The sequence below is a fragment of the Mycolicibacterium cosmeticum genome, from assembly GCF_000613185.1.
GTDB classification, from domain to species: Bacteria; Actinomycetota; Actinomycetes; order Mycobacteriales; family Mycobacteriaceae; genus Mycobacterium; species Mycobacterium cosmeticum.
Genome location: NZ_CCBB010000001.1, coordinates 3020171 through 3032912 on the forward strand (window position 1 = coordinate 3020171; position 12742 = coordinate 3032912).

The window sequence follows — 12742 nt, forward strand, 5'->3', positions numbered from 1 at the left end:
TCTAAGGCTGACAATGCAATTCCACCACCACGGTTACGTTTCCGGAGACCCCCGTGTGCAGCCGGCAGCTGGCGTGGGAATCGACCGTGAGGACGACCTCCCCGACCGCGTCGACGTCCTCATCGTCGGAACCGGACCGGCCGGCATGATCGCCGCCGCTCAACTGTCGCAATTCGCGGGGATCAACACGCGCATCGTCGAACGGCGACCCGGACGGTTGGCCATCGGACAAGCCGACGGGATTCAGGCTCGCAGTGTCGAGACGTTCCAAGCCTTCGGATTCGCCGAACGCATCATCGCCGAGGCCTACCGAATCACTCAGATGGCCTTCTGGAAACCGGATCCGCAGGATCCCTCACGGATCGTGCGCACGGCGCGAGCGGAAGACGACCCGAGCGGCATCAGTGAATTCCCTCACCTGATCGTCAACCAGGCGCGGGTACTGGACTACTTCGCCGAGGTGATGGCCAACTCGCCGACCCGGATGCGGCCCGACTACGGCCTGGAATTCCGCAGCCTTCGCGTCGACGATGACGGTGAGTACCCGGTGGCCGTGACCTTGGCCCACACCTCGGGTGCGCGTCAGGGTGACTTGCGCACCGTTCATGCCAAGTATGTTGTAGGTGCCGACGGCGCCCGCAGCGCCGTGCGCGATTCTATCGGATGTATACCCCAAGGCGACAAGGCGTTTCACGCGTGGGGGGTGATGGATGCACTCGCCGTGACGGACTTTCCCGATATCCGCACCAAGTGCGCCATCCAGTCCGGCGGTGGGGGCAATATCCTGTTGATCCCGCGTGAAGGCGGGTACCTGTTCCGGATGTATGTCGACCTGGGCGAGGTCCCCGAGGACGACAACGGCAAGATCCGCAACACCGGCATCGAACAGATCATCGCCCAAGCTAACGAAATCCTGCAGCCCTATACGCTCGACGTTCGAAACGTGGCCTGGCACAGCGTGTACGAAGTCGGGCATCGGGTCGCCGATCGGTTCGACGACGTTCCGCCCGAAGCGGTCGGCATGCGGCAGCCGCGAGTGTTCATCACCGGCGACGCGTGCCACACCCACAGCGCGAAAGCCGGTCAGGGCATGAACGTTTCCATGCAAGACGGGTTCAATATCGCCTGGAAGCTCGCCCACGTCCTGGAAGGACGCAGTCCTGAAACGCTTCTCGCGACCTACAACAGTGAACGTCAAGTGATTGCACAGAACCTGATCGACTTCGATAAGCAGTGGTCGAACATGATGGCCAAGCGTCCGGAGGACTTCGATTCACCCTCCGAGCTGGAGGACTTCTACGTCAAGACCGCCGAGTTCCCCGCAGGGTTCATGACCCAATACGCACCGTCGATCATCGTCGCCGAGTCGAACCACCAACACCTGGCACCGGGCTTTCCCCTCGGCAAACGCTTCAAGTCGGCCCCGGTGGTTCGCGTTGCCGACGGCAACCCTGTCCATCTCGGGCACCACCACCGCGCCGATGGGCGCTGGCGCATCTACGCTTTCGCCGCAGCACAGGGCACCGCGGCGCTCGACGAATGGGCGGACTGGCTGGTCACGGCCCCCGAGTCGCCGGTCATCGCGTACACGCCAAAGGACTCCGACATCGACAGTGTCTTCGACGTCAAGGTCGTCTATCAGCAGGACCACACGCAGGTCGATCTGGCGACCGTTCCGACGACGTTCCTGCCCCGGGTCGGCCCGCTGCATCTCGTGGATTACGAAAAGGTCTATGCCGCCCAGCCGGGGTCCGACATCTTCGAGGAGCGCCAGATCGACCGCAGCGGTGTCATTGTGGTCGTCCGGCCCGACCAGTATGTCGGGCACGTGGTGCCGCTGACCGCGACGGCGGAACTGGCCGACTTTTTCGCCAACATCTTCATTCCTCAACACACCACCTGTCTGTCGAAGGACCATGCATGACCGCCATCCGGGATCACGACCTGCTCGCCACCGTTCCGCACGAATTACTCATCGGTGGTGCCTGGCGCCCCTCGGCTTCGCGCGCGACGCTCGCCGTGAGCGACCCCGCCACCGGTGAGACGATCAAGCAGATAGCCGATGCCACGCCTGCCGACGGGCTCGCCGCCCTACAGGCGGCCGACCAGGCGGCCGAGCAGTGGGCCGATACCAGCGCGCGTCAGCGCGCCGACATCCTGCGCTCTGCCTTCGATCTGGTGCAAGACCGCAAGGAAGACTTCGCACTGCTGATGAGCCTGGAGATGGGCAAGCCACTGGCCGAGGCCCGCGGTGAGGTTGCCTACGGCAGCGAGTTCCTGCGCTGGTTCAGCGAAGAGGTGACACGGATTCACGGTCGCTACGGCGCCAATCCTGAAGGCACGGGGCGCATGATCGTCACGCAACATCCTGTGGGCCCGTGCTTCCTCATCACGCCGTGGAATTTTCCGCTGGCCATGGCAACTCGCAAGATCGCGCCCGCGCTGGCCGCGGGGTGCACGGTCGTGGTCAAGCCGGCAGCGCTCACGCCGCTGACCACGTTGTTATTGGCCGATGTCTTCCTGCAGGCGGGCCTACCCAACGGGGTGCTCAACGTCGTCACCACGTCGAAGTCCTCCGCGTTGTCAGCGCCGATCATCGCCGACCCGCGGTTGCGAAAGCTGTCCTTCACCGGCTCCACGCCCGTGGGTCAGCGGCTGCTCGAGCAGGCCGCCAAGGGAGTACTGAGAACATCGATGGAGTTGGGCGGCAACGCACCGTTTCTCGTCTTCGACGACGCCGACATCGACAAGGCGGTCGAAGGGGCCATTGCGGCGAAGTTCCGCAACATCGGGCAGGCCTGCACCGCAGCCAACCGCTTCATCGTCCATCGGTCCGTCGTCGAAGATTTCACCAAGCGGGTGACCGCGAAGGTCGACGAATTCATCGTCGGCCGGGGTACTGATCCGGGCGTGACGATCGGACCACTGATCGACGAGGACGCCGTCACCAAGGCGGAGGCGTTGGTCGCCGACGCGGTCGACCGTGGTGCCACCATCACCACCGGGGGAACCCGCATCGACGGCATCGGCACCTTCTTCGCGCCGACCGTGATCACCAACGTGACTGCGGGTAGCGACATCTTGCGTGAGGAGATCTTCGGCCCGGTGCTCGCTATCGCCGCATTCGACGACGAGGAAGAAGCGGTTGCGCTGGCCAACGACACGGAATACGGGCTCGTTGCCTACGTCTACACCGAGGATCTGCGCCGGGGACAGCGCATGATCGAGCGCATCAAGACCGGGATGATGGGCCTGAACATCGGTGTGGTGTCGAATGCCGCGGCACCTTTCGGTGGGTGGAAATTGTCGGGCCTCGGCAGAGAGGGCGGCGTCGAGGGCATCCACGAGTATCTGCAGACCAAATACACCCTCACCCCGAACCCTTTCGTCTGACAGGACTGCTACTGATGGACACCCTCGCGCCACGGAACACCCACCCGCTCGCCATGGCCACACCCGACGAGATTCTGGATGTGCGCCGAATCCTGTCCGAGGAAGGGTTGTTTCACGCGACATCGCGGATTGCCTACCTCGGACTCGAGGAACCCACGCCGGCGGAGCTGAGATCTGGAGCAGTCGAGCGTCGGTTCCGGGTAATGATCCAAGACGTTCAGAACGGCACCGGAGTCGATGCCGTCGTGTCGACCGATGCCGAGGTCGTCATATCGTCGAAAACACTGAATGCCGCTGTGGATGGACAGCTCCCGGTCTTGGAAGAGGAATTCGAGGCCGTCGAACGCATCCTGGCCACCGATGCCAGGTGGCAGAAGGCGTTGGCGGCACGCGGGTTGGATATCGCGCGCGTTCGGGTGGCGCCTCTGTCTGCGGGCGTCTTCGACTATCCGGGCGAATCCGGACGCCGGATATTGCGGGGGTTGGCCTTCCGACAGGACCATCCTGCCGACCATGCCTGGGCTCACCCTGTCGATGGTCTCGTCGCCTTCGTCGACGTCATCGAACGTGTCGTCCTCGATGTCATCGACCTGGGGCCGGTGCCCATCCCCGAAGCGTCGGGCAATTTCGACGATCCCGAGGTCACCGGACCTCCGCGAACCACGCAGAAGCCGATCGAGATCGCCCAACCACACGGCCCCAGCTTCACGCTCGACGGCAACGTGCTGTCGTGGGAGAAGTGGCAGGTGCGCGTCACGTTCGATGCGCGCGAGGGTGTCGTTCTCCATCAGTTGGGCTTCACCGACGACGGCAAACTGCGGCCGATCATCTTCCGAGCGTCGGTAGCTGAGATGGTGGTGCCGTATGCAGATCCCTCCCCGATCCGAAGCTGGCAGAACTACTTCGACACCGGTGAGTACCTGATCGGCCAGATGGCCAATAGCCTGCAGCTGGGGTGCGATTGCCTCGGTGACATCACCTACCTCGATGCTGTGGTCGCCGACCAGTTCGGCCATCCCCGCACGATTACCAACGCGATCTGTATCCACGAAGAGGACTACGGCATTCTGTGGAAGCATCGTGATGACTGGGCGGGCTCGTCCGCAGTGAGACGTCAACGGCGACTGGTGATCTCGTTCTTCACGACACTCGGCAACTATGACTACGGCTTCTACTGGTATCTCTACCTCGACGGCACCATCGAGCTCCAGGTCAAAGCGACGGGCGTCGTCTTCACCGCTGCCTACCCAGGTCCAGGGCGTACGGAGAACCCGTATGCGGCCGAACTCGCCCCCGGACTGGGGGCACCGTTCCATCAGCACCTGTTCTGCGCCCGCCTGCACATGCAGGTCGACGGCGACGAGAACACCGTGGTTGAGAAGAACGTGTGTCGTCTCCCGATCGGAGAGGACAATCCGCGGGGCAATGCGTGGGCGCTGTCTGAAACCCCACTGCGCACGGAAAGCGAAGCGCAACGGATGGCGGATCGCTCGGCCGGACGGACATGGAGCATCGGCAATTCCCACAAGCACAACGCCGTCGGAAAGCCGGTGGCCTACAGTCTGCATCCCGAAGGCAATCCGCTACTTCTCGCCGCCGACGAGTCATCGATCGCGCGTCGGGCGACTTTCGCCACCAAACACCTATGGGTCACTCCGTTCGAGAAGTCCGAGCGCTACCCGACGGGCGACTACGTCAACCAGCACGCGGGGGGCGCCGGTTTGCCCTCGTTCGTTGCGGGTGATCGTTGCGTCGAGAACACAGCCCTGGTGGTCTGGCATACCTTCGGCCTGACGCATACCCCGCGTCCAGAGGACTGGCCGATCATGCCCGTCGACTACACCGGTTTTGTGCTGAAGCCCTCGGGCTTCTTCGATCGCAACCCGACGCTGGACGTGCCCGCGTCCGGTTCCCACTGCGTGGGGCACCCCCCGGTGTGAGCAAAGATGATGCGTTGCCGAAGGCGTTCGCGCTCAGCGGTTGATCGACCGAAGCAGTCGGACGGTATTCACGGCCGGCGCGATTCGCGGTGCTGCGGTCAGCCGGCCAGGCGATCGAAGACGGTCACCTCACACGCTCATCGCTCACCGATGGTGGCACCAAGCCGGCGGGCGACGGTCTCACACGCGAGCCTGGCCGTGGATTGTAACTCTTCGGCTGACATTCCCCCGCGGCTGAGCACCGCGAGGGACTGCGTGATGCCCACGACGTAGGTGGCCAGTTCGTCCAGCATTTCCTTGTCGGGTTGGGCGGGTTCGAGAGCTGATCTGACTCGTGAGTGTTGCGCGCGCAGCATCTCCCGAACGTGTTCCGCTGTGTCCGCTTCTAACGGCCACAACCCGGCCAAACCGAGCCCCCCACATCATCGAACGTCCCTAGTCACAGCTCAAAGGAGCCCACCCATGGTCGTTTCACCGAAACGGATCGACGTGCACACCCATTACGTCCCGCCGTTCTGGGGCGAATCACTGCACGAACACGGTGGCGATCCCTCCGGCTGGACGCTGCCGTCGTGGGATCCCGACACCCACCGGCGATTCATGGCAGACAACGGGATCGCCACGAGCATCCTGTCGCTGACGGCACCGAGTGTGGTGGGATGGCCCGACGACGAGCGCCGCGCGATGGCTCGCAGGGTCAACGAGTACAGCACGGCACTCGTGACCGAGCAGCCCGAGGCGTTCGGTTACTTCGCGACACTGCCGCTCCCCGACGTCGACGGTGCCGTCACAGAGGCCTGCTTCGCACTCGACGAACTCCACGCCGACGGCGTGGTCCTGCTCAGCAGTTACGACGACGTGTATCTCGGCGACACGCGGCTGGCGCCGCTGTGGAGCGCTCTCGATGAGCGCTCCGCAGTCGTGTTCGTCCATCCCGGGCATCCGTCGATCGCAACGCTGCCCGGCGTGCCGGGCCCGCTGGTGGACTATCCGTTCGAATCGACCCGCACCGCAGTGCACATGGTGTTCAACGGGATTCACGACATGTATCCCGGCGTCAAGATCGTTCTGTCGCACGCCGGCGGTTTCCTGCCGTATGCGGTGACGCGATTCTGTCTGCTGCAAGCGGAGCTCGACCCGCAAGGCCCTCCGGCGGACGACCTGGAAGGGAAGTTCAAGCGCTTCTACTTCGATACCGCACTGTCGTCCAGCGCATACGCCCTTCCGAGCTTCCTGGCCTTCGCCGATCCCCGCCCGCATCCTGTACGGCAGCGACTTCCCCTACGCCCCGGCTGTGGTGGGAACACGGTTCACCGAGTTACTCGATGCCGGAATCGGTGATCGAGCCGCGGCGATCAATCGCGAGAATGCGGTGGCGCTGTTCCCGCGCCTCGCTTGACGTTCGGCCGGCCGCGGGTCATCGCGTACCGGCGGTCCCGGTGTGCCGGGGGGCCGACTTGTTCCCCCCTTCGGCAGCGATTCAGGGTCGACACTGGCCGTCGACACGAAGAGACAGCCGGGAAGGCGTACACCATGACCACAGCGCACGATGCCGATGTCCACCACGGTCGGGCCTGGGTCGATGCGGACGAGTCGGTTCGCATCGGCTATACCGTCGCCACGCCACCAGAACCGACCATGACGGTCGTGCTCCTGCACGGCGCGCCGCAAACCCGCTACGAGTGGCGCAAGGTCATGATGCCGCTCGCGGCCGCCGGTTACCGGGTGATCATGCCCGACTATCGCGGTGCCGGCGCATCGGACAAACCGCGCGACGGCTACGACAAATGGACCATGGCCGGTGATATCCACACTCTTGTGCGGGAGAAGCTGGGAGTAGCGGAGCCCATCTCGCTTGTCGGGCACGACCTCGGCTCGACGCTGGCGCTGAGTTTTGCCCTGCGTTACCGCGCCGACGTCGTCAGCGTCACCTTCATGGAAGCTCCGCTTCCGGGCACTGACTACTACCGACGGCGCATGGCTCAGAAATCGGCGTGGCAGTTCTCCTTTCATGCCAATCCGGACATCGCGGTGTACCTCACGCACGGACGTGAACGTTGGTACATCAACCGCTTCTTCGACGAGCTGGCCTACCAGCCGGACGCGATCTCCATTGCGGATCTTGATGTATACGCCCGCGCGTACGAGGCCCCGGGCGCCATGCGGGCAATGTGTGAGGTCTACCGCGAGCTCGACCGCGACGCCGAGGACAATCGCGCCGCGCTGCGCGAACAAGGCAAGCTCACCGTCCCGGTGCTGGCTTCCGGAGGTGCTACCAATCCGCTCGCGCAGAACTTCCGGGAAATGTGCGAAGAGATCGCCGATTCGGTGACAAGCCAGCTCGTACCGGACTGCGGCCACTGGGTGCCCGAGGAGCAGCCCGAGTACTTCACCAACATGTTCTGCGAATTCGACGCGGCCGCTCGGGCCCGATCGCTTGCGGTTGATCGGCCGCCGAAGTAGGGGGGTGTATTACTCCCCCCTAGACCCGCCGACCCCCACCTAACGTGGCGGCAGTGGCGCTGGTCGGTCCGTGAACACAAGGGTCCGTAAGTCACATCGGGAACATAGAAGTGGAGGTAGGTGTCACGGTGAACGTGAATCCGCAGACAATCAATATCGGTGGTAAGACGGTCTCGCGCTTGGGTTTCGGTTCGATGAGATTCACCGGCCGCGGGATTTGGGGTGAACCTCAGGACCGGGCCGAGTGCATCGCCGTGGCTCGTCGGGCGGTCGATCTCGGTGTGCAGTTCATCGATACCGCCGACTCGTATGGTCCGCATGTCGCCGAACAAATTCTGTATGAGGCGCTGCATCCGTACCCTGACGACATCGTCATTGCGACGAAGGCGGGCTTGACCCGAAACGGGCCTGATGTCATCGACACCGACTCCGGACCGAAACGCCTGGGCCCGGCGGCGTGGCCACCGGTTGGACGACCCGAGTACCTGCGGCAGCAGGTATTGATGAGCATGCGCCGCTTGGGGGTCGATCAGATCGATCTCTTGCAACTGCACCGGGTGGATCCGAAGGTGCCGTTGGCAGATCAGGTCGGCGAGCTCAAGGCGCTGCAGGACGAGGGCAAGATTCGCGAGATCGGCTTGTCGCAATGCACGGTGGAACAGCTCGACGAGGCGCGGCAGATCGCCGAAATCGTCAGTGTCCAAAGCCGGTTCAACGTCATCGATCGGGGCGCCGACGACATCCTGAAAGTGTGTGAACGCGACGGGCTCGCCTTCATTCCGTGGGCGCCGGTGGCGCAGGGTGGGCTGGCGCAGGCCCACCAAGCGCTCGCTGACGTCGCCCGCGCGCACGGCTGCAGTGTGGGGCAGGTGGCGATCGCCTGGCTGTTGCATCTCTCACCGGTCATGCTTCCCATCCCCGGCACGTCGCGACGCACGCACCTGGAGGAGAACGTGGCAGCCGCTGAAATCGAGTTGACGCCCGAAGAAATCGACCGGCTCACTGCGGCTTCCGTCTGAGCAAGCAGGGCGCCAGTGAACCCCCTTTGCACCACTGCCGATTTGAGGCTACGTCGGCGCTGCGGAATCGGCGAGGGTGTCGAGCAGAGCGACGGCGTCGGGAAACGGACCCCCGACGAGCGCACAGTAGACAAACAATCGCTGGTCGGGGGCGTCCGCCAGCTCAAGCGCCTCGAAATGGAGGTGTAGTTCACCGAGTTGCGGGTGATGGAAGAGTTTGTCCTCGCTGGAGCGCGGACGCACGTAGTGTGTCGCCCACAGCTCGGTGAACACCTCACTTTGAGGTGAAATTTCATCGACCACCTCGGCAACACGGTCGTCGTTGGGGAATCGGGTCAGGCCCCAGCGGAGGTTGCCGACCGTCTGAGTCGCCACATGGTGCCAGTTCGGGTAGAAACTTCTGGCAGCTGGGTCCAGGAACACCATGCGGGCGAGATTGTCGATGTCGGCGAAGCCGCCGTACATCGCGCGGGCGGCCGCGTTGATGGCAAGGATGTTGAGGCCGAGGTCGACGGCGAGCGCCGGCACGCGCAAGCCATGGCTCAGGAGAAGCTGAGCCCCCGGAGAGACGGTGCTGGTCGCGTGAGTCGGTGTCGCCAGGGGGGCTGGATGGACGAGTGAGATGAGGTACGTGGTCGCGTGCGCGTCCAGGCGCAACGCGCGAGCGAGCGCACGAAGCACTTGTAGTGACGGGTGATGCTCTCGACCTTGTTCGAGCCTGCGGTAGTAGTCGGTGCTCAATCCGGCCAAGAGCGCTACCTCCTCCCGGCGAAGTCCTTGAACTCGCCGGCCGGCACCAGGTATGAGGCCGGCGTCCTGCGGGGTCAGCGCTTCTCGCCTCGCTCGTAAGAAAGAACTGAGCTCAGCTGATCGATGCCTGGTAGCGCTGTCCATGGTGGACATCATCCCAGGTGGCAACGCCGTGCATTGCGATCGCCGGGCGACGTCCGAACCGCAGTCCTTACGATCGGGGGGTGTCTCCTGCGAAACGGCACAGTCCAGAGGAACGCCGGACTGCGGTTGCCCGTGCGTTCGGGCCCGACGGTGATGCCGCTCAGGTGGCGCGTGATGTGGGTGTGCACCCCGCCACGTTGTATCGGTGGGCCAAGCAATCTCCTTCGTCGTATGACCAACCGACTGTCGCGACTGCTGCACGCCTCGTCGAGACCACCCAGGACCTGCTCCGCATCCGCGACTACGGCGAGATCACGGTCGAAGAGGTGGCGCGGACGGCGGGAGTGGGACTGCGAACCGCATTTCATCACTTCGCGAGCAAACGCGATCTATTTCACGCCGCGACCGATGATGCGGCGACTCGACTCATTACGGAAATGCAGCGGCGCTACGCCAGTGCTACCTGGCCCGAGCAGTCGCAACAGCAATTGCGCGTATTCCTCCGGGTGGCCGCCGAAGCGATCTACGCCACGCCTGCCGCCCACGTCTTGTTCCGCGACCTGGGTGTGCCGCGCAAGGACGGTTTCGCGCAGCGTTGGCACCAGGCGTTCGAACGCGCCCTCGCTGAGTTGTTGGCGTGTCTCGCCGAAGGCGGTGCGCTGACCGCCGACGTTGACGTCGAGGCCTGTGCTGTGACGATCACCAGCGCGATGCGGGGAATCCATGCGAGCGTGTTCGAAGGTGTCGACCCGGACCAGGCAATCCGCCTCGTCGACCGGCTTTGGCTCATCGTGGCGTCCGAGTAGCAGGTGGCGCGGTGCCTGATGGCGTCGACGATGCTACCGAGCAACGGCTACCCGCGGCGGCTGCTTCCCGCTGTGGCCGCCACGCGTCTGGCGAACTGCTCGTAACTCGTTGGGTTGCGACCCAACAGCTTCGGCAGGTCGGCCATATTGCCGGGAGGCAGGCCGTTGGTGTCGTAGTACGTCATCATCCCGACGTAGGCGCCGCGCGCGTCGGTGGGCCAGTTGCGGATGCCCCGCGCATTGGACGAGTCACGGATGCCGCGAACGAGGTGGGGCAGTGCATGGAGCTTGGTGTTGAGCAGTGCCTGGACGACGGCCGCCCCCAGCGTTGGCGCGGCGGCCAGCGGGTTCTCGACAACGTTGGGTGGCAGGCGAATTGCGGTCACCGGGTGCCCCAGCACCCGGGTCCAGATCTGTGCCATCTCGTTGCGGTCGAGTGCCTGCGCCGAGAGGTCGTAGGTCTTGCCCAGATGCTCGTCGGGCGCGCTCAGCACGTTGGCGGCCGCCTCGGCGATATCTTCGACGTCGACCATGCCCATCACGCTGGTCGGTGACACCGGATAGGGCATCAAGCCCGCCTGAATGAACTCCCAGAACTCCAGGTAATTCTGCATGTAGTGGGACGGACGCAGAATGGTCACCGGCAGACCCGAATCGTGCAACAGTCCCTCGACCAGAAGCTTCTGATGGTGATGGACCAGTGCGTCGATGTCGGGATGAATCACCGAGTGAAAGCCGATGTGCTCCACACCGTCGGCCGTGCAGATCTCGATGAGGTTTCGGGCAACCGGGATCTCATCGATGAGTTGCGTCGGAGCGGCGTGGTACACCCGTTTCGCGCCGCTCAGCGCCTTCTCGAGATCTGTGCGGTTTCGCATGTCGCCCACCACAATCTCGGTTGCCCCGTCGCTGCGTGCCAGTTGCGCCTGGGTGTCGTTCTTGACGAATGCGCGTACGTCCAACCCGCGTCTCCGCAGACCGCGGACCAGCGGGCGTCCGACACCGCCTGCGGCGCTGGTGACCAGGATCATGATCGCCCTCCCGACGATGATTCCGAATGCAGGCGCGATCGGTTGCGGTGCGGCAGTCCGGTTCGGCTGCCGCGTAGCGGTGCGGTTGTCACGTGTCCTCCTCGGGAATGACAGGAAAGGAATTGCAGTCTGCGTGCATCAGCGCACGCGATCTTCATGGCGACGGCGCCGGATCCATGGGGTGAAGGATCCGGGCCACGAAGGGGATCAACAGCCTGCGGGGTACCAGTCCCGCAAGTCGCGCCGTCCACGAGTTCGCAATGCCCGAAACGACATAGGGAGGAGTTGATCGGCGATCAAGGGCACGCATGCCCGTGGCCGCCACTTGCTCGGCCGTCTGCATCCGTCCGGCCACCGCCGCGCCCTCACCGATGACCTCGAAGAATTCGGTCCGCGTGGGTCCGGGGGCAAGCGCGAAAACCTTGACGTTTCGCTGCTTGGCTTCGTACCACAGCGACTGGGAGAAACTCTGAACAAATGCCTTGGCTGCCGAGTAGACGGCAAGCGAAGGGACCGGCTGAAACGCGGTGGTACTGGAGACGTTGACGATGGCTCCTTGTCCCCGCTCCACCATTGCCGGCAGAAAGGCGTGGCAGATGTCCACCACGGCCCGGATATCGACGGCGATCACCCGGGCGAACTCGTCGCCGCCGCCGTGCAGGAACGGGCCTTGCGTGGCGAAGCCGGCGTTGTTGACCAGCAGGTCGAACTCGCCACCGACCCGCTCGCGCAGAGCCGCCCCTGCCCGTTCGATCGACAGATCAAATGTGACTGTCTCGCACGTGATTCCGTGTTCGGTCATGAGTTCGCGGGCAAGCCGCTCAAGCCTGTCCGCGCGTCGCGCGACAAGGACCAGATCCGAGCCCCGCGCGGCCAACTCCCGCGCGAATGCCGCGCCGATGCCTGAACTGGCGCCGGTGACCAGAGACCGTGACGGTCGATACGACATCGCGTTTCGGTTCACGTGCTACTCAGCGGGGTCCGTCCGAACCGGCTCACACAGGCCCCTTTCCGGGGGTGGTCCCTTTGCCACGTCGCAAGCACGGTCATCTCCACCCTGGTCGTCGGTTTCCCGCGCTCTGGTCGGCACAACCACGGGAGCGCATCAGCTCGGGAGGTTTCGCAAATCATTGCATGCAACATGCAACTAATGCAAATCCGCATGCCGCCTCGACTGGCGTCAGCCCCGTTCGGGC

Annotated in this window: 10 protein-coding genes; 7 read left to right on the top strand and 3 right to left on the bottom strand. The window is 64.1% G+C overall.

Annotation, left to right across the window (positions count from 1 at the left end; translation table 11 throughout):
* Nucleotides 1–13: 13 nt before the first annotated feature.
* The 6 genes from BN977_RS14585 (at nt 14) to BN977_RS14615 (ending at nt 8815) form a co-directional block, all read left to right on the top strand.
* On the top strand, nt 14–1924 hold the full coding sequence (locus BN977_RS14585) for an FAD-binding monooxygenase (protein ID WP_036398011.1): 1911 nt from the start codon (nt 14–16) through the stop codon (nt 1922–1924).
* Nucleotides 1921–3393 (top strand): NAD-dependent succinate-semialdehyde dehydrogenase, encoded by a 1473-nt coding sequence (locus BN977_RS14590; RefSeq protein WP_036398012.1) that lies wholly within the window; start codon nt 1921–1923, stop codon nt 3391–3393. Before BN977_RS14585 ends, BN977_RS14590 begins: the two co-directional genes overlap by 4 nt.
* A 14-nt stretch (nt 3394–3407) precedes the next feature.
* The gene (locus tag BN977_RS14595) at nt 3408–5333 is read left to right on the top strand and encodes a primary-amine oxidase (protein ID WP_036398013.1); all 1926 of its coding nucleotides are present in this window, start codon (nt 3408–3410) and stop codon (nt 5331–5333) included.
* Nucleotides 5334–5795: 462 nt separating this feature from the next.
* Nucleotides 5796–6674, top strand: coding sequence for an amidohydrolase family protein (locus BN977_RS14605; RefSeq protein ID WP_272913605.1), 879 nt, complete (start codon nt 5796–5798; stop codon nt 6672–6674).
* Between the two features lie 192 nt (nt 6675–6866).
* Entirely contained in the window at nt 6867–7796 is a 930-nt protein-coding gene (locus tag BN977_RS14610; protein ID WP_051561385.1) for an alpha/beta fold hydrolase, read from the top strand.
* A gap of 128 nt (nt 7797–7924) precedes the next feature.
* Nucleotides 7925–8815 (top strand): aldo/keto reductase, encoded by an 891-nt coding sequence (locus BN977_RS14615; RefSeq protein ID WP_036399165.1) that lies wholly within the window; start codon nt 7925–7927, stop codon nt 8813–8815.
* Nucleotides 8816–8863: 48 nt separating this feature from the next.
* Here the strand turns inward: BN977_RS14615 and BN977_RS14620 are convergent, their stop codons facing one another.
* Entirely contained in the window at nt 8864–9721 is an 858-nt protein-coding gene (locus tag BN977_RS14620; RefSeq protein ID WP_109790131.1) for a helix-turn-helix domain-containing protein, read from the bottom strand.
* 68 nt (nt 9722–9789) lie between these two features.
* Between BN977_RS14620 and BN977_RS14625 the strand changes: the two genes are divergently transcribed.
* On the top strand, nt 9790–10515 hold the full coding sequence (locus BN977_RS14625) for a TetR family transcriptional regulator (protein ID WP_165576322.1): 726 nt from the start codon (nt 9790–9792) through the stop codon (nt 10513–10515).
* Nucleotides 10516–10562: 47 nt separating this feature from the next.
* Here the strand turns inward: BN977_RS14625 and BN977_RS14630 are convergent, their stop codons facing one another.
* Together BN977_RS14630 and BN977_RS14635 are read right to left on the bottom strand one after the other, a co-directional pair.
* Nucleotides 10563–11546 carry an NmrA family NAD(P)-binding protein gene (locus BN977_RS14630; RefSeq protein WP_024452413.1) on the bottom strand — a complete coding sequence of 328 codons (984 nt, stop codon included), beginning with the start codon at nt 11544–11546 and terminating at the stop codon, nt 10563–10565.
* Nucleotides 11547–11700: 154 nt separating this feature from the next.
* Nucleotides 11701–12495: an SDR family NAD(P)-dependent oxidoreductase gene (locus BN977_RS14635; protein ID WP_024452412.1), complete on the bottom strand. Its 795-nt coding sequence runs from the start codon at nt 12493–12495 to the stop codon at nt 11701–11703.
* Nucleotides 12496–12742 lie beyond the last annotated feature (247 nt).